Here is an 18,649-nt window from a genome sequence, read left to right as displayed (position 1 = left end):
ATCATTTATGTGACCAATAAGCTTAAAATGAGCTAGAAGATATATCTGTAAAACACAAGACATTTCTTATCGTTTTTATTCTATTCAATAGGCATAGTAAGCCCTATATATCATACGCCTGACCTACTTGTGCTATATACTTTAACCAACAATTTAAGCAGATAGCTATGCTATCATAAGCGAAATAATACCTTACCTATAGATAGATAAAGTCAAGGTTATACCAACTCTCTTTACTCTTATTAATATGACTATTTATTATGACTAGTACCTCTTTAAATAATACCGTGCCTGCCCCTCAATCGACGCCTAGCTATGCTGATATTCAAAGTATTGTAGCCAATGATTTTGAGGTAATGGACAAGCAAGTGTTTGGCAGTTTGAACTCAAAAGTACAACTCGTCATGAGCGTCTCGCAACACGTGATCAATGCTGGCGGCAAACGTATGCGTCCGCTGATTACGTTGCTCTGCGCACGTATGTTTGATGACAACCCATCAGAAAAGGCCATGCATCTAGCTGCTATCACGGAAATGCTACATACCGCTACCCTAGTCCATGACGATGTCATCGATGAGTCAGGGCAACGCCGTGGAAAGCCGACGGCAAATGCGACGTGGGACAATGCTACTGCCGTATTGGTCGGTGACTATTTGATTGCTCGTGCGTTCAACCTATTGGTTGGTTTTCAAAGCCTGCCACTGTTGCAAGTATTCTCCGATGGGACTTGTGATATTGCTGAAGGCGAAGTATTACAGCTACAGCATCAGCATAACCCTGCTGCGACAGAGGAAGATTACTTACGCATTATCGATGGCAAAACTTCACGCCTGTTCATGATGGCGACCCAAGGTGCTGCTATCTTGCAAGATAAGACAGAATATATGACGGCATTGGGCGATTTCGGACAGCATTTTGGTAATGCGTTCCAGATTATCGATGATGTGCTCGACTATAGTGGCGATAGTGAGGTGATGGGCAAAAACTTAGGCGATGACCTTGCTGAAGGCAAACCTACCCTACCGACTATCAAAGCACTCGAACTACTCAAAGACAGCGACACTGAAGGCTATGAGCAGTTACGTATTGCCGTTCAGACAGGTAAGACACCAAACGCTGAGCAGCTGATTGAGTTGGTACGTAGTTCTGGCTCATTGGCTTATTGTAAGCAGCGCGCGCTGGAGGAAACCAAACTGGCACAAGATGCACTGAGTACGCTACCAGATAACCGTTATCGTACAGGCTTATATCAATTAACTGAACTCGCTAGCGCCCGACTAGTATAGTTAAAGCTGAGTCGTCTGTGTTATTAACTAATTAAGACGACTCTTTTTTTTGACAGAATTTTTTAGCATGGCTTTTTAGCAAACTCCTTCAGCAATTGATGAATAAGAAGCTCATAAATTAAGAAGTACCTTCTCAAAAACTAGCATGTCAGCCAAATCGTTACCTTTCTTTAAGTTTCATACATTCTTGCAGTACTATAATCGTATAAGGCTTTTTGGACAGTCGGTCAAAGTTTGATGACGTTTGTTAGAGAGATACTGATAGTTATTTTTTATGACTGTAATTAGGGGTTGCTAAAATTGTCATTTTGTTGACAAAGTCGATTTTCTATCGTTTAAAAACCTTAATTACTATAGGGCTTTAGGTTCATAACAAAAATTTACAATATATTTTGATACTAGGTTGTGCATGGTTCTATTAGCTGTTAATAGAGACGACGCTTACTATGACGGTAATCTATTAATTCGTAAACTGTAATATTACCGCTTTTCGATCCAGCTCGTATTGCAAACTACTTGACTGTGGGGTTACCCCAATAGTTTATAATAACTCATTAAATTTATTAATCCATTCTGTGGTTTGCTTAAACAATTAATGCTAAATAATCCTTTCGATACTTAATCCATATCGATGTCAGATTTTCTATTAGTCATATTTCACTGACGGAAACATCTGAAACTGGAATAAATAATACTAGCTTAGGCTATTTATTCTCTTTCTTCAGCATTAGCAAGTTATTTAGCATTAGCAAGACCCTTATATTCAGTACGCCAAACTTATTGATCGATTTTTATACTGTCACTATTTATATATATTGCCGAGGACATTGATGAAGCACTCTTATCTTTCGCTTGTAATAGCATCTGTACTATCTGGAGCTGTACTGGTTGGCTGTGACAAAAACGAGGACGCCGCTGGTGAGCAAGCCGCACAGCAGCAAATGCCGCCTGCGGTTGTCAACGTTCAGACAGTCACTCTCGATACCGTCCCTCAAGTACAAACTTTTTCTGGTCGTACTGCAGCTTATCAAACTGCTGATGTCCGCCCGCAGGTCAACGGCGTGATTGACGAAGTACTATTCCGTGAAGGAAGCAACGTCAAAAAAGGTCAGCCACTGTATCGTATCAACACCGACAACTATGCCTCATCTGTAACGAGTGGCCAAGCCGCCGTACAGCAGTCACAAGCTAACTATCAAACTGCTGTGGCAAACAATGCCAATGCAAAAGCTGAATTGGTCAGCCGTCAAGCGTCATTAGCACAAGCGCAAAATGACTTACAACGTCTGCAGGGTCTGGTCAGTATTGATGCCATCTCAAAGCAGCAGTACGATCAAGCACAAACAGCCGTACGTACAGCACAAGCAGCAGTACAAAGTGCCGCCGCCGCTGTCGGTCAAACTCAAGCAGGTATTGAGAGTGCAAAAGCAGGCATCCAGACTGCAAAAGCAGGTTTAGAAGCCAGTACCTTAGATCTAAACCGTACAATCGTACGCGCACCGCTTACCGGTCGTACTGATCGCTCTAGCGTCACTGCTGGTACTCTAGTCAGTGCTGGTCAAGCAGATCCATTGGTGACTATTTCACGCTTAGACCCTATCTACGTCGATATCAGCCAGTCTTCTTCTGAGTTGCTCAAGCTTCGTCAGCAGATCGCAGATGGTACTGCTCAGCCAGGTATGAACTCAGTTGAATTGGTACTAGAAGATGGTTCTGTCTATCCAGTACGCGGTAAGCTTGCACTGTCTGAGGCCAAAGTTGATGAGTCAACAGGCGCTGTCACCTTGCGTGCTATTTTCCCAAACAGCAATAACATCCTGCTACCAGGTATGTATGTCACAGCACGTTTGACGCAGAGCGTTATTACCAATGCAGCCCTTGTTCCGCAAAGTGCGGTCACCCGTACGCCGAAGAGTGAGACACAAGTCTATATCGTTGACGAAAATAATAAAATCCAAGTACGTCCGGTTACCATTAATGGTACTTACGATGGACAATGGGTCGTCACTGAAGGCTTGAAAGCAGGTGACAAAGTGGTTGTGATTGGTGGTGCTAAGGTCAAGCCTGACCAAGAAGTGGTCGCCAAACCATTAGAAAGTGCAAATCCAGCACCAGCTGCACAAAGTGCGCCTAATACCAAAACGCCGCAGCAAGCCGCAAAAACGATGGATAAAGAGCCAGCTGGCGATGAGACTTCTACCAAAAAACCAACAGAAGCCGCTGCCAACTAATTCCATTCAAGACAGGAAGACTTAGGGATATACTATGTCACGTTTTTTTATTAATCGCCCTATTTTTGCATGGGTGCTGGCTGTTTTGGTCATGCTCATCGGGGTAATATCCGTTCTTAATCTACCGATTGAACAATATCCACGTATCGCACCACCAACGATTTCAGTCAGTGCAAGCTATCCTGGTGCCAATGCGCAAACCGTAGAAAACTCAGTAGTACAGATCATTGAGCAGCGTATGAAAGGTCTAGATGGCCTGATGTATATGTCATCATCGAGCTCGTCAAATGGTAGTGCGTCTGTGACGCTAACCTTTGAAAACGGCACAGATCCTGACACAGCTCAAGTACAAGTACAGAACAAACTGCAAGCAGCGATGAGCTCCTTGCCTGAGTCTGTTCAGCGTCAAGGTGTCAACGTCAATAAATCGTCTAGCAGCTTTTTGATGGTGCAAGCATTTATTTCTGAAGATGGCACCATGGATCGGGCAGATATTGCCGATTATATTAACTCTAATGTCGTCGATTCGATCAGTCGTGTAGAGGGTGTGGGTGAAGTTCAAGTCTTTGGCTCTACCTATGCGATGCGTGTATGGCTTGACCCTTCACGCCTACGTAGCTACAACATGATACCTTCAGATGTCGTCAATGCGATACGAGCACAGAATGCTCAGGTATCTGCTGGTCAATTGGGTCAAGCACCTGCCGACACAGACAAACAAGTTATCAACGCCACTGTTACTGTACAAAGCTATCTTCAAACGCCTGAAGAATTCCGAAACATTCTACTAAAAACAGATACCTCAGGCGCACAAGTGCGCTTAGGCGATGTGGCAGATGTCGAGATTGGCAGTGAAAACTATAGCGTTGTCTCTCTCTACAATGGTCAAGAAGCAGCCGGTCTTGGTATTTCGCTTGCGGGCGGTGCTAACGCGCTTGAAACTCGCGAAGCTGTTGGCGCACGTATGGCTGAGCTGGAGCAAAACTTCCCAATTGGTCTAGCCTCAGTCGTTCCGTATGACACCACACCCTTTGTACGCTTGTCTATCGAACAAGTCGTTATGACCCTCATTGAAGCGATTGTGTTGGTATTTATCGTTATGTTTATTTTTTTACAGAACTGGCGTGCCACCATTATCCCGACCCTTGCCGTACCTGTCGTACTCTTGGGTACCTTTGCAGTGTTGTATATTGCAGGCTTTAGTATCAACGTCTTGACCATGTTTGCTATGGTTCTCTCCATCGGTCTGCTGGTCGATGATGCGATTGTCGTGGTAGAGAACGTTGAGCGAATACTAGAAGAAGATCCACATATCTCTATCAAAGACGCGACCACTCAATCGATGGGGGAAATCAGTAAGATCGTTATTGGTATCGCGCTGATTTTATCAGCGGTATTCGTACCGATGGCGTTCTTTGGTGGCTCAACAGGTGTGATTTATCGCCAGTTCTCTATCACCTTGATCACGAGCATGGTGCTATCAGCCATGGTCGCGCTTATTTTTACGCCTGCGCTATGTGTTACTTTACTCAAACGCGGTAAGAGCCATGAAAAGGGCAAGGACGAAAAGCAAAAAGGCTTCTTTGGCTGGTTTAACCGCTCGTTCTTTAAGCTTAGTCGTTCATACGAGGGCTTTGTTGGTAAAAGCATTCGTTTCAAATGGCTATATTTGATTGGTTATGCGGCCATTATCGGCGTCATGGTGGTGGTATTCTTACGTATTCCCGGCTCGTTTTTACCAGAAGAAGATCAGGGTATTATGTTTACCTTGGTTCAGCTTCCTGCTGGTTCGACATTAGATGAAACGCAAGAAGTGCTCGATAAAGTCAGAAACTATTACGACACTCAAGAAACCGATAACATTGCCTCTGTCTTTACCATTGCAGGCTTCAGCTTTGCTGGTCAAGGCCAAAACATGGGACTCGCATTCGTGCGCTTGTCAGATTGGGACAAGCGTTCCGGTGATGAAAACACAGCGCAAGCCGTTGCTGGTCGGGCAATGGGTTATTTCTTTACTCAGATAAATGAAGCACAAGTATTTGCCATTGTACCACCAGCCATTACTGAGCTTGGTAATGCCAGTGGTTTTGATTTAATGATTCAAGATAATGGTAACCTTGGTCACGATGGCCTACTTGAAGCACGTAATATGCTCTTAGGTATGGCAGGACAGAATGATCAAGTCGCTGGTGTACGTCCAAACGGTCAAGAAGACTCACCGCAGTTAAAGGTGAACATCAACCAAGAGCAAGCCGCTGCTTATGGCTTGTCGCTAGGTAATATCAATAGCGTCATCTCGACTGCATGGGGCTCAAGCTACGTCAACGACTTTATCGATCGTGGCCGTATCAAACGTGTCTATGTACAAGGTGAAGCCAGCAGCCGTACCAACCCTGATGACATTGGTAAGTGGTATGTACGAAACGAGACGAATGATATGATTTCATTTGATGCATTCTCTAGCAGTGAATGGCAGTCAGGCTCACCGCGTCTGACCCGCTATAACAGCTTACCATCAATGAATATCCAAGGTAGTGCAGCCCCAGGTTTGAGTACTGGTGAAGCCATGAGCTCAATGGAAGCCATGATAGACAAATTACCTGAAGGCATCAGTTACGAGTGGACGGGTATGTCATTGGAAGAGCAAAAATCAGGTGCCCAGGCGCCGATGCTTTACGCGCTTTCAATCTTAGTCGTATTCTTGTGCTTGGCGGCACTATATGAGAGCTGGTCTATCCCCTTCTCTGTCCTATTGGTTATTCCACTTGGGGTATTGGGTGCGGTGATATTTACGTGGTTACGAGGCTTCGCCAACGATATCTACTTGCAAGTAGGTCTACTGACGGTGGTTGGTCTATCGGCTAAAAACGCCATCTTGATTATCGAGTTTGCTAAAGACCATCAAGAGGAAGGCTATAGTCTAAAAGATGCGGTCATGACGGCGGCACGCCAACGTCTGCGTCCAATTATCATGACCTCACTTGCCTTTGGTCTGGGTGTTGTGCCATTATTCTTGGCGACTGGTCCAGGTTCAGGCAGTCAAAATGCTATTGGTACCAGTGTGGTTGGCGGTGTCGTAACGGCAACCTTGTTAGGCATCTTCTTTATCCCGATGTTCTACATTTGGGTACGCAGTGCGTTCCCGTACAAATATGCCAACAACAAGCCAAATGATAAAGGCGATGGCGGCGATGACAATGGTACGCCTGGTCCGCAGAACCCAACTCCCTCTGAGAGTTATCAGCCTGCAAGCTTTGGAGATAATACACAATGAGTTCACAACCTTTTACTACTAACTCAGCAGCGGTAGTCACAACTACTGCTCATGTGCGCCCAATGTCAGGCGAACAGGCAGCGCTGGTTGCTAGATTTGCGAGCCCAACTATTGCACGAGTGCGCAGAAATAGTGTTCGCTTAATCAGCTTAACGGCTTTAGCGATGAGCATGGCGGCTTGTAATACCATTCCAAAAGCCGATAGCCGTCCTGTACTTGCCGAGCCTAACATCCCTATCGAACAAAGCTACGGTGCCTTTGATAAGGAAACGGCCAGTAACGCAGCCCAGCCTAGTATTGCGGGACAACGCTGGCAGAACTTCTATAGTGATGAGCGCCTAAAAGGGCTAATTGCATTAGGATTAGAGAACAATAAAGACTTTGAGAGCGCACGCCTAGCTATCGAAAAAGCACGAGCGCAATATCAAATCACCGATATTAACGATCTGCCGACCATCAATGGTAGTGGTGGTTACACGCGCCAAGCACAGAACAGAACGGACAAAAACCCCAATAGTAGTTATAACGTCAACCTAGGGTTGGCCAATTATGAGCTGGATTTTTGGGGTAAGATTGCTAGTCTAAAAGACCAAGCTTTGCAAAATTTCTTGGCGACCACCGCAGCCAAAGATTCGACGCAGATCAGTCTGATCAGTAACATTGCGCAAAGCTACGCCAATCTAAGCTATAGCTTAGCGCAGCTTAAGTTGGCAGAAGCCACGGTTGAGAGTCGTGAACGATCGTTATTCATTGCGACCAAACGGTTTGAGGCAGGGATTGATCCTAGACTGCCTTCGTTGCAAGCTAGTGCTTCTTTAGAAAATGCTAAACTTGCCGTATTGCGGGCGCAGAGCAGTATCTTGACCTCGCGCAATGCCCTGCAATATTTGATTGGTGCGCCGATTCCTAACGAGCTGATTCCAACGCCTGCCGTTAGCAATATCACTAGCCAGAAAATCTTTAATGCTGGCCTACCAAGTGAGTTGTTGCGCTATCGTCCTGACGTTCTGCAAGCGGAGTACAACCTAAAAGCCGCTGGTGCCAATATAGAAGTGGCACGTGCCTCTTACTTCCCTTCTATTAGCCTAGCGAGTAGTATTGGTGTCAGTAGCGGTAGCTTAGATGATTTATTCAAGAGCGGCGCTGTCGGCTGGTCATTCGGCCCAAGTATTAGTGTCCCAATCTTTGATGCAGGTCGTTTAGATGCAGAATATGATGTGGCCAGAATTGAACGTGAGCAAACGCTTGCCAACTATGAAGGCTCTATTCAAACGGCATTCCGTGAAGTCTCGGATGTACTAGCGACACGCGCCACCTTGGGTGAGCAGCTAGAAGCACAGTATCGTCTACAAGATAACTTTGAGCAGACTTATCAAATTGCCGATGCACGCTTTAAAGCCGGTATCTCAAACTATCTAGATGTACTCGATGCCCAGCGTTCGCTATTCTCGACCCAACAGGGAATTTTGGATCTAGAACTACAAAAACTCGTCAGCCAAATTGAGTTATACCAAGCGCTCGGTGGCGGTGCCAACCTTGATGTGCCAACGGTGATTCCTGTGCCGCAACACACCAACTTGGTGCAAGCGGTCAATTTCCCTGCGTATAGCAACAAAACCAAAGCAGCCAACGCGATTGATGCAGCTAGCTCTGCACGAGTGGCTTCTGTGCAAGAAGCTCAAGCGATTAAGCAGTCACAACCATCAGAAATCACTACCTTTAACCCCACGGCTGTCGTTGATGTCAATAACGATGGCAAAACAGACGCGGCAGTGGGTGTGATTACTGAGGAGACGACTTTTAAAGAAGCTGGCGTTGAACAAGTTCCTGTGACTCAGATTAATGAGCCTTAGGCTATTCTGAAACCTTTGTTTGATGACGTTGCTTACGCATTACGTTGACAGTCGATACGTACTATCAGCCCTACCGACTTAACGTGGTGGGGCTTTTTGCTTTTATTGACGTCTTTTGGTTATAGTAGGCTCACTTTATGCAGGCTCTCTTTATTTATAGCCACTTATAAAGCAAAGATTTTGATAAGCTAATTCTATAAAATACCGCTTATAGCGATATTATTTTAACCATGTAACATGATAACTATTAGGGCGTGTCCTCAATTCAATTGATCATATCTAAACGGGCTAAAAATGGCTAAATTTTGCCAAACATCGTTAAATAGCTGGTTAATATCCCGATATTATCTACGCTATTTTCCTTGTTTGACTGCAATTTATCTCATTTTTATCACCATTTTTAAAATGAGGACACGCCCTAAAACAATCATAAGGAATTATTATGAGCTATACCTTTAACCGTCAATACCCTGCCACTCGCTTACGTCGTCTGCGCTACAACGACAATGTACGTTCAATGATTCGTGAAGTAGAGCTGCACCCTAAGCACTTTATTGCGCCTGTCTTTGTCTTAGAAGGCGAAAACCAGCGCGAAACCATTGCTAGTATGCCGGGCGTTGAACGCTTATCGATTGATTTGCTAATCAACTATGCCAAAGAGCTGTTAGCAGAAGGTGTCACGACCATCGACCTTTTTCCTGTGATTGATAACGCTTTGAAAACACCAGATGGTAGCGCCGCTTATGACGAAAACGCCCTGACTGCACGTACGATAAAAGCGGTCAAAGACGCTGTGCCAGAAATGGTCGTCATGACTGATGTAGCGCTAGACCCTTATACTTCACATGGTCAAGATGGTCTGCTTGATGACAGCGGTTACGTCATCAATGATGCAACCATCGAAGTACTGGTCAAGCAAGCGCTGGTACATGCGCGTGCAGGTGCAGATATCATCTCTCCTAGTGACATGATGGATGGCCGTATCAAGGCCATGCGTGATGCGTTTGAAGCAGAGGGTTTTGTGAATACAGCTATCATGGCTTACTCAGCCAAATATGCATCTGCTTACTACGGTCCCTTCCGTGATGCCGTTGGTAGTGCTGGCAACCTAAAAGGTGGCCATAAGAAGCAATATCAGATGGACTTTGGCAATCGTGCTGAGGCGTTACATGAAGTGGCTATGGATATCAACGAAGGCGCAGATATGGTCATGATCAAACCAGGTCAGCCTTATCTTGATTTGATTCGTGAAGTCAAAGACACCTTTGGTGTACCAACCTTTGCGTATCAAGTATCTGGCGAATATGCCATGCATATGGCAGCCATTCAGAACGGATGGTTAAGTGATGCAGTGATTTTAGAGTCGCTGATTGGTTTCCGCCGTGCTGGCGCTGATGGTATCTTGACCTACTTTGCTCTAGAAGCGGCCCGCCAGCTAAACAATGCCTAATAGTAGTTAAACTACCTTTTATAATGTAAAAGCCCCAGCTACCTATTAGTAGCTGGGGCTTTTTTATGCGGTTACTCTATTAAAATAAAACTATAGACGTGCACGATCATGTGGCTCATTAAAATCAATCACTGGGCCAGCAGGGACAATACATGTGGGATTAATATTGGCATGACTGGTGTAATAATGCTGCTTGATATGATCCATATTTACCGTATCTGCAATGCCAGGTACCTGATATAAGTCACGCAGATAGTCCCAAAGGTTTGGATAGTCAACGATACGGTGCAGATTGCATTTAAAGTGCCCAACATAGACAGCATCGAAACGAACCAACGTCGTAAACAGTCGCCAATCTGCCTCAGTTATAGTGCTACCTGTGAGATAACGCTGATGTGCTAAGCGCGTCTCAAGTGTATCTAATGCCGCAAACAGCTCAATCACGGCCTCTTCGTAAGCCTCTTGTGTGGTAGAGAATCCTGTCTTATATACGCCATTGTTGATAGTTGAATAGACAAAGGTATTGATATCATCAATTTCTTGTAATAACTCTGCTGGCACAAAATTACCTGCTAGCGCACCAACCTCATCAAAGGCAGAGTTAAACATGCGAATGATTTCAGATGACTCATTACTCACGATTGTGTTTGTTTTTTTATCCCACAAGATAGGTACGGTGACACGGCCTGTATAGTCTGGCTTGGCCTTGGTATACAGCTCATAGGCATAGCCTGCATTGATAACTGGGTCAGCAACGACGCCTGCACCTTCTGCAAATGTCCAACCATACTCACCCATATATGGATGTACTACAGATAGCGGAATGATATCTTCTAAGCCTTTGAGCTTGCGGTAGATAAGGGTACGGTGTGCCCAAGGACAGGCTAGCGACACATATAGATGATAGCGGTCAGGTTCGGCTTTAAAGCCCTCAATACCTGTGGGCCCTGCGCTACCATCTACCGTTACCCAGTTCCTAAAACCAGCATCTTCACGCTGAAAGCGGCCGCCACTCTCTTTTGTCTCATACCACTTGTCTTGCCACTGCCCTTCTACCAAAAGACCCATGTTATTCTCCAACTGTTTTTAATATTTGTTTAACGCTTACTCAGCATGACTGACTTGAGGCCATTATTATCATGATGATTACATCAATTATAAAGATATCATACCAGCTATAAGAGTTTAATCATTAGCATCACCAACTTATTAACAATAAAAACCAAACTTACTAAATTTAATGTTTAGTAGATATACACAAAAATATATCCAGTTAACTAATATAAGCCTGAATAGCAGATATTATGACAATAAAAGAGGTTTATGCTAAAAAAGACTTGCAAAGTCTGGGAAACTTGCTAAAATGCTCAACCTAAATAGGCGTATAGCTCAGTTGGTTAGAGCGCTACCTTGACATGGTAGAGGTCGTTGGTTCGAATCCGATTACGCCTACCAAATTTAGAAAGCCCCAATCTTAAGATTGGGGCTTTTTTTTGTCCGTGAAATATGGGCTGTAGAGAAAAAGGAAACTATACGTCGATGCAAATTTCCTCTTTTCTCACTTTCCGCAAACGTTATCAAAAAACGTGTGTGCCTAAATTGTGCCTAAGTTGCGCCTGCCTTCTATTTTGCCTTTCTTTCAGAGTAGCACTTTCGACCTCTACCCTAAATGATCTAAAACACTCTCAATATTTATTTACTTCTCTTTATCTAGCGACTCGTTAGGTACATAAGTAAATAAATCACCTACTTCAATATCTAGTGCCTCACAAATTTTATCCATAGTGTCAAAATCTATTCTTGAAGTCTGTTCGTTATAGATCTTGTGCACTGTCGACTTACTAATTCCTGTCATTCTTATTAGATCTGCCACCTTCATACGTCGTTCAGCTAGTAGCACTGGTAAATTACATAAAATCATTAATAATTCCTTAATAGACTAAAAAAGTACTTGCATCGACTAACGATAGCTAGTAAAGCACTTCTATCGAACAACAAATTACTTTTATAAAACAATTTGTTATTTCAATAAAACAACCCAGTTATTTAATTGGCTTACAAGGAATTTATTATGTCACATACCTACCTAACTACCCAAGAGCTTTCTGAACTCATCAAATATAACCCTCGTACTATCCGTAATGAGCTCAAGGATAGTGTGCTTATCGAAGGCATTCATTATATACGCCCGTTCGGTGGTCGTAAGATTTTATACATTTGGGAAGAAATCGAAAAAGATATGCGCACTGGCATTGCCGGTAGCATCAACGCCATGGCACTACAATAAGGAGAAATAGGATGGCTAGTATCAGAAGGCGCAAAGGAAGCAATATGCTATTTGTCGATTTTTATTATATGGGTATACGCTGTCGGGAGACGACAAACCTTACAGACACGCCGGCGAATTGCAAGAAGCTTGATAAGGTGATTGAGAAAATGGAAGCAGAAATCACCCTAGGTCTGTTTAATTACGCTAAGTACTTTCCAAAAAGTGATAAAGCGGCACAGATGGTTGCGTTAAACGATCGCAAGGAATGCATTAGTACCGATACGCCTTCTTTTGAACAGTTTGCAAAATTATGGTTTTCTGAAAAAGAAATTGAATGGCGTGATACTTACAAGCGCAAAATAAAGGAGATTATTGATATGTACTTGATTGCTAAGTTTGGGACTAAACCCATTCATCTCATAAAAAAGACAGATGTATTAGCTTTCCGTTCATCCCTCGCCAAAGTAACATACGGAAAAGCTAACAAACATCTGTCAGCGGCACGCATCAATTCGATCATGGTACCTTTAGGTATGATACTAAAAGAAGCGGCTAAACGCTATAAATTTGATAATCCTTACTACGATATCAATGCGCTCAAACAGCCCAAAACGGATATTCAACCATTCACACTGAATGAGGTTTGGACGTTTATCAATGGGGTGAGAGCAGACTATCGCAATTATTATCTGGTACGTTTTTTCACAGGGATGCGTACGAGTGAGATCGATGGGTTAACGTGGGAGAACATTGACTTTGATCGACGTGAGATTGTGATCAAACAAGCTTATGTTAAGGGCAAAATTGTTCCTCCTAAGACTCAGGAGTCTTATCGTGCGATTCAAATGTCACCTTGGGTCTACGATGCTCTGAAGGAACAGCAGACCATCACTTATAAGCGATCTGACTATGTATTTTGCGCGCATACAGGTGAACCACTTGATTATAACAACGTAAATAAACGTGTTTGGCACCCTACTCTTAAGATTTTGGGTCTCAAAAAGCGCAATGCTTATCAGACTCGTCATACTGCAGCAACGCTATGGTTAGCTGCTGGGGAAAGTCCTGAATGGATTGCTAGTCAAATGGGACACGCTACGACTAAGATGCTGTTTAATACTTATAGTCGCTACGTACCGAACATGACTAGGCAGGATGGTAGTGCGTTTGAAGCATTGGTCAATCGGAGTCAGATGGCTCAAGTATCTACTGACAAGGAGACGTCACGATGAAAATGATTGATTACGATAAACTGCATGCGACGTTTAAACCTAGTGGCTATGTCAGTAATGGCGCAGATAATATTGCTAACTACCTCATTTGTGAGATCTGTATTCAGTCAGGTACTGGTTTAGCTAGGTTCCTGAGTGTTGATAGTTGCTTTGATAATCATATGGCGCTGCGCATATGGGTTCAGACGCGCTTAGAGACCAATCCTGACTATGTCGTTGATGATATGTGTAGTCAGCTACAGAGTGAGCTTTACGAGCTACTACCACACACTGGCTATGGATACTAAGGAGAATGTTATGAGTTTGAACTTTGTCTTTGATTCAGCTCTGGATGATACAGCAAAGCGTCTGTGCTATGAGTATTGGTCCTATGCGTCGCCCAGTGATTATATAGCGCATTTAGAACTGCTTTGTTATGACCACAACACGGAGATTAATGCATTATTTACTGCACTTGCAGAATGTCAGGTTTATTTAGATGACGTACACTGTGAGTACTGTGGTCGTCCCTATCAATTAGATGTCCCAGCAGATGTACCTTATGCAAGGAGATTAAATTCTTGGTTTTGTGAGGGGTGCATTAGCTTTTCTGGTGGACAGCTTGTCCTAGGTAAGTAAATCTTGAAATAGTTATAATCAGAAAAACAAAAAAAGCCTCAGCTCAAAGTTGAGGCTTTTTCAGTTTAGCTATATTTTAGCTAAAACTTTTGTGAGATTACACTTTACAGACTACACTAGCTTCTTTAGCCTTATCATAGACCCCGTAAGAATCTAGTCCTAAAGACTCCACATCATCAAGATATTTCTTTGTACCTTTTTCAAGTGGGCCTTTCCAATCTGGGTCATTGAGTGGGTCTAGGATATCGACAACTTCATCTCCTTGATCGATAGCTGCTTGTAGCTGCGTTGAATAAGTCTTATCCCACATGGCCCCTACTTTCTTGCTAAGCGCCATACCTGAATTGTCATCAATAACTTGTTTCAAGTCCTCTGGCAGACCTTCATACTTAGCTTTATTCATAGTTACCATTAAAGCAGAACTATAAAATGGCATATTAGTATGATACTTCGTCAACTCATTTAGTTTGAAGGTCTCCATAGCTTCCCACGGAAAGCTTAATCCATCAACTACACCACGCTGTAAAGAAGTATATATATCATTGGCAGGCAGCCCCACAGGAGAAGCTCCCATACTTTCGATGATGTCACCTGCAACTGCTGAAGGCCTACGAATACGCATACCTCTCATATCCTCAGGAGTTCTGATCAATTTATTAGTACTGTGCAAGGTTCCAGGTCCTGTGGCAAACATAAAGAGCAAGTGAGAATCTTTATACTCGTCAGCAATCGTACCATTGTCATACAAGGTTTGCAGCATACAGCCTGTTTGTGTTGATGAGTTAGATAATCCTGGAAGCTCTGCAATCTGAGATAGTGGGAATCGACCACTTGTATAACCTTGTACTTGTGAGCCAATATCAATGGTTCCTTTTACAGCAGACTCATAAGCTGTATCCGCTTTGCTAATAGTGGCCGAAGGATATACCTCAACTTTAAGACGCCCGCCCGAATCAGCTTCGATTTTTTTTGCCCAAGGTTCAAAAATCTCTTTATTAATATCAGATGTTGCAGGATAGAAATGTGAGAAACGTAAAACAGTGGTCTCTTCTGAAGAAGTCGTACCATTACTAGATTGGTTTGAACAACCTAAAAGGCTCATCGCGGCTAGCACACTTATCGGAAAAATGGGTGCTAATTTCATTATCAATTCCTTTTGATAGTAGTCATAAGTTCATTAATTTAACTTATGTTTTTATAGTATTTGACAGGTAAGTTAAATACACCATTAGTAGTGGTTATAAATAATTAGGTCAATATATACTTAACGTACAACTGAACACTTACCTGAAATTAGCAACTAAAGTGATAGCTGTCAAATCATTTAATGACTATTCTCTAATGTTTATGATAATGTAATACTTTACAAACATCGGCTAGTTAAGCATGCTAATAAATTCAGATATTGCTTGCTTTTCTGGTACCTAGAATCTTTTAATACGTTTTTTTGCAGCTCACTGCACACTGCTCTTGTAAAAAATGTATTGAAAGTAAAAATGTTAATAAGGTAAGTAGTTACCTAATACGCTTGAAAAGCATTAACGCCTTATAAGAGTCTAATCAATATAAAAGCACTCTTACTTTTGCATCGTTTGTTCTCAACAAGTGAGTATATATATACAAGGAAGAACAGAATGACAGGGATTGAATTTTATACTAATGGTCATATTGTCAGCGAAGCTGACAGCATGCGCCAAAAGCTAGGGATCTTAGCAAAACAATATTCTGCCACCTCAGCTATAATCATTACAGATGCTGGCATCTCCGAACTAGGCTATGTCAATATCGCCCAGCAAGCCTTACAGGAAGCAGACGTTAGTGTCGTTGTATTCGACAATGTCGTTGCTGACCCACCTATTGAGATTGTTGAAAGCGCTATTGGGCTTGCAAGAGACAATCAATGTGACTTGATCATTGGTTTAGGGGGCGGAAGCTCTATTGATACAGCAAAGATTGTCGCCTTATATCCAAACGACTTTCAGTCCGTTAACGATATTTTAGATAGAGATATTAGTGGTTTCAAAAAACTGCCGCTATTTGCCATACCGACTACTGCTGGTACGGGCGCAGAATCTACCTTTGTCTCCGTAATTACCGCAAAAAATGGTAGTAAGAAAGCCATTTATACTCCTAAAATCCTACCTGACGTCGCCATTTTAGATGCAACATTAACACTAAAATTACCCCGTCATATCACTGCAGCAACTGCGCTTGATGCCATGGTGCATTGTATTGAAGCCTATACCAGTCGCACTAAAAAGAATCCTATTTCAGATGCACTAGCCCTAAAAGGCTTACAGATGCTTTGGAATAATTTTGAAAAAGTGTTAAACCAAGGTGACGATATTGATGCTCGTGCCGATATGCTGTTAGGTTCCACACTGGCAGGCATAGCCTTCGTCAATGCCTCTGTAGCCGCCGTTCATGGACTCTCCTATCCCCTTAGTATTAACTTCCACATTCCACATGGACATGCTAATGCACTCGTCATGTGCGGTGTTTTTACATTTAACTTATCAGAAGCTACTCCTCTATACGCAGAGCTTGCTCGTGCTGTCATGCCTACTCAAACAGCTGGAATGACAGATTTAGACGCAGCGACTTCATTTATTAGTCAACTAAAAATGTTTTTGGAAAACAGTGGTCTTAAATACCGTTTAAGTGAATTGAATATTACGAAGAACGATATTCCTGCCCTAGCCGACATAGTTATCAATACCTATGCACGGCTAATCGCCACCAATCCCAAAGATATGACTTTAGAGGAAGTCACTGCAATATATGAAGAAATAGCCTGATAAGAAATATTGTTTAAATAATTTTGTCTCTCAATCAAGGAAGATGATTATGTCGAAATATGAAATAGAAGTTGCTGTTGATGGCTTTCACTATTTAGAAGGACCTCGCTGGTATCAAAATGCGCTATGGTTTGTCGATTTCTATACTCAAGGCGTTTATCGAGTTAATGATGAAGGAGTAGCAGAGAAAATCATTCATGTTGAACAGCAACCTTCCGGTTTAGGATGGTTGCCTGATGGGCGTTTGCTGGTTGTATCGATGAAAGACCGCAAAGTCTTACGACTAGAAAATGATGGTAACTTGGTCGTTCACGCTGATATCTGGGAGCATTGTGGTGGTCATGCCAATGACATGGTGGTTTCAGCCAATGGTAATGCTTATGTCGGCAACTTTGGTTTTGATTTGATGGGTGGCGCTGACCATGAAAATACAGGGCTTGTATTGATCAAACCTGATGGAAGCTCACAGATCGTTGCCGAAGGGTTAGCTTTTCCAAATGGTATGGTTATCTCTTCAGATCAAAAAATATTGATCGTTAACGAGCTATTTGGCAACAAAGTTACGCAGTTTGATATCAAAGAAGATGGTAGCCTCGGAGACAAGCGTGATTTTGCTAATTTTGGAGAATTAGGTGATGAGCCAAATCTGGGTCTACGTATAGAAAATGCCAGCATATTACCTGATGGTTTGGCCTTGGATGCCGAGGGTGCTGTGTGGATCGCAGATACCATAAACCAGCGAGCGGTACGCATAGCAGAGGGTGGTGAAATTTTAGAAACTATCGATACTGCACCTGATGGTATCTTTGCGGTTACTCTTGGTGGACATGATGGTAAGACATTATTTATGTGCGCGGCGCCAGACTGGGATGAGGCCTCTCGCAAGGTAGAAACCAAAGGACGTATGTTAGCTGTGCAAGTGAAAGTGGGGCATGCAGGTACGCCATAGTTAAAAAGCGTTTCAGAACTGAACTTAAAATAACCCGCCTGACGCGGGTTATTTTAGTTGATAGCTAGCTACTTTTTTGAAGGTGGTTTTTATGTTAATTGCGATAAAGGTATTATGATTTACTCATTCAAATAAAGCTCTGCCATACCATCAAGCCTAGCCTTCACCTCTTTCCAGTTCGACATTACTTGCGTTAGTAACCGCCAGAAATGCTCGCTATGGTTGTGCTCAGCGATATGACAGAGCTCATGGAGTATCACGTAATCGATGCATTCCTTTGGTGCTTTTACTAAGTGCGGATTGAGGATTAAATTACCTTTCACTGAACAACTGCCCCACTGCTTCTTCATAACTAACAGTCTGAAAGCTGGCGTATCAGTTACCCACGCTGCTTTAGGTAATACCACCTCTAGGCGTTCTATAAAGATAAGCTTGGCTTTATTCTTATACCATTCATCAATTAGGCTTTTTACGATAGCAGTTCGTTCTTCAATATTTAGTTTAGAATCACTTTGAGACAATTCTACGTTTAACTTACCGCGACTGAGCTTCACAGTGCTATGTATTACATCGGCAGTTTCTATATTGGTTATCACTTTTAGTACATAACGACGGCCTAGATAAAACTGGGGGCTGTAGTAGATAAGCACTATGCTAGACTACTTTTATGAAGATAACCCGTTGTAAAC

General features: G+C 42.9%; 15 protein-coding genes and 1 tRNA gene. 12 read left to right on the top strand and 4 right to left on the bottom strand.

Going from position 1 to position 18,649, the window contains the following annotated elements; genetic code table 11:
* Positions 1-260 precede the first annotated feature (260 nt).
* The 5 genes from FQV37_RS00080 (at position 261) to hemB (ending at position 10,094) form a co-directional block, all read left to right on the top strand.
* A complete protein-coding gene (locus tag FQV37_RS00080) occupies positions 261-1,286 on the top strand; it encodes a polyprenyl synthetase family protein (protein WP_160020800.1) in 1,026 nt (341 codons plus the stop codon).
* 830 nt (positions 1,287-2,116) lie between these two features.
* Positions 2,117-3,517: an efflux RND transporter periplasmic adaptor subunit gene (locus FQV37_RS00075; RefSeq protein WP_160020799.1), complete on the top strand. Its 1,401-nt coding sequence runs from the start codon at positions 2,117-2,119 to the stop codon at positions 3,515-3,517.
* Between the two features lie 34 nt (positions 3,518-3,551).
* Positions 3,552-6,791, top strand: coding sequence for an efflux RND transporter permease subunit (locus tag FQV37_RS00070; RefSeq protein WP_160020798.1), 3,240 nt, complete (start codon positions 3,552-3,554; stop codon positions 6,789-6,791).
* Positions 6,788-8,644: an efflux transporter outer membrane subunit gene (locus tag FQV37_RS00065; RefSeq protein WP_101211215.1), complete on the top strand. Its 1,857-nt coding sequence runs from the start codon at positions 6,788-6,790 to the stop codon at positions 8,642-8,644. The genes FQV37_RS00070 and FQV37_RS00065 overlap by 4 nt, the downstream gene beginning before the upstream one ends.
* A gap of 442 nt (positions 8,645-9,086) precedes the next feature.
* Entirely contained in the window at positions 9,087-10,094 is a 1,008-nt protein-coding gene (gene hemB, locus FQV37_RS00060; RefSeq protein ID WP_101206356.1) for a porphobilinogen synthase, read from the top strand.
* 90 nt (positions 10,095-10,184) lie between these two features.
* Here hemB and FQV37_RS00055 read toward each other — a convergent pair whose 3' ends face one another.
* Positions 10,185-11,162 (bottom strand): glutathione S-transferase family protein, encoded by a 978-nt coding sequence (locus FQV37_RS00055; RefSeq protein ID WP_160020797.1) that lies wholly within the window; start codon positions 11,160-11,162, stop codon positions 10,185-10,187.
* Between the two features lie 310 nt (positions 11,163-11,472).
* Between FQV37_RS00055 and FQV37_RS00050 the strand changes: the two genes are divergently transcribed.
* Positions 11,473-11,549: transfer RNA gene (locus tag FQV37_RS00050), tRNA-Val, on the top strand.
* Positions 11,550-11,790: 241 nt separating this feature from the next.
* Here FQV37_RS00050 and FQV37_RS00045 read toward each other — a convergent pair.
* Positions 11,791-12,015, bottom strand: a complete 225-nt coding sequence (locus FQV37_RS00045) for a helix-turn-helix domain-containing protein (protein ID WP_095570171.1) — start codon at positions 12,013-12,015, stop codon at positions 11,791-11,793.
* Positions 12,016-12,165: 150 nt separating this feature from the next.
* Here FQV37_RS00045 and FQV37_RS00040 point away from each other — a divergent pair, with 150 nt between their 5' ends.
* Genes FQV37_RS00040 through FQV37_RS00025 form a run of 4 tightly spaced genes read left to right on the top strand, consistent with a single transcriptional unit; the run spans position 12,166 to position 14,213 of the window.
* The gene (locus FQV37_RS00040) at positions 12,166-12,381 is read left to right on the top strand and encodes a hypothetical protein (RefSeq protein ID WP_045447035.1); all 216 of its coding nucleotides are present in this window, start codon (positions 12,166-12,168) and stop codon (positions 12,379-12,381) included.
* 11 nt (positions 12,382-12,392) lie between these two features.
* A complete protein-coding gene (locus tag FQV37_RS00035; RefSeq protein ID WP_160020796.1) occupies positions 12,393-13,595 on the top strand; it encodes an Arm DNA-binding domain-containing protein in 1,203 nt (400 codons plus the stop codon).
* Complete coding sequence (locus FQV37_RS00030; RefSeq protein ID WP_160020795.1) at positions 13,592-13,882, top strand: hypothetical protein; 291 nt, start codon at positions 13,592-13,594, stop codon at positions 13,880-13,882. Before FQV37_RS00035 ends, FQV37_RS00030 begins: the two co-directional genes overlap by 4 nt.
* A gap of 10 nt (positions 13,883-13,892) precedes the next feature.
* A complete protein-coding gene (locus FQV37_RS00025) occupies positions 13,893-14,213 on the top strand; it encodes a hypothetical protein (RefSeq protein ID WP_160020794.1) in 321 nt (106 codons plus the stop codon).
* Positions 14,214-14,310: 97 nt separating this feature from the next.
* On the opposite strand, the gene FQV37_RS00020 is transcribed toward FQV37_RS00025, so the two are convergent.
* A complete protein-coding gene (locus tag FQV37_RS00020; RefSeq protein ID WP_160020793.1) occupies positions 14,311-15,357 on the bottom strand; it encodes a TRAP transporter substrate-binding protein in 1,047 nt (348 codons plus the stop codon).
* Positions 15,358-15,847: 490 nt separating this feature from the next.
* Here FQV37_RS00020 and FQV37_RS00015 point away from each other — a divergent pair, with 490 nt between their 5' ends.
* Together FQV37_RS00015 and FQV37_RS00010 are read left to right on the top strand one after the other, a co-directional pair.
* Entirely contained in the window at positions 15,848-17,011 is a 1,164-nt protein-coding gene (locus FQV37_RS00015) for an iron-containing alcohol dehydrogenase (protein ID WP_160020792.1), read from the top strand.
* A 49-nt stretch (positions 17,012-17,060) separates the two neighbouring features.
* Positions 17,061-17,960 (top strand): SMP-30/gluconolactonase/LRE family protein, encoded by a 900-nt coding sequence (locus tag FQV37_RS00010; protein ID WP_160020791.1) that lies wholly within the window; start codon positions 17,061-17,063, stop codon positions 17,958-17,960.
* 119 nt (positions 17,961-18,079) lie between these two features.
* Here FQV37_RS00010 and FQV37_RS00005 read toward each other — a convergent pair whose 3' ends face one another.
* Entirely contained in the window at positions 18,080-18,610 is a 531-nt protein-coding gene (locus FQV37_RS00005; protein WP_277342669.1) for a M48 family metallopeptidase, read from the bottom strand.
* Between the last annotated feature and the right edge of the window lie 39 nt (positions 18,611-18,649).

Origin of the sequence: Psychrobacter nivimaris, from assembly GCF_009812035.1 — a bacterium.
GTDB lineage: Bacteria > Pseudomonadota > Gammaproteobacteria > Pseudomonadales > Moraxellaceae > Psychrobacter > Psychrobacter nivimaris.
This window is presented reverse-complemented; position numbering and strand designations above follow the sequence as displayed.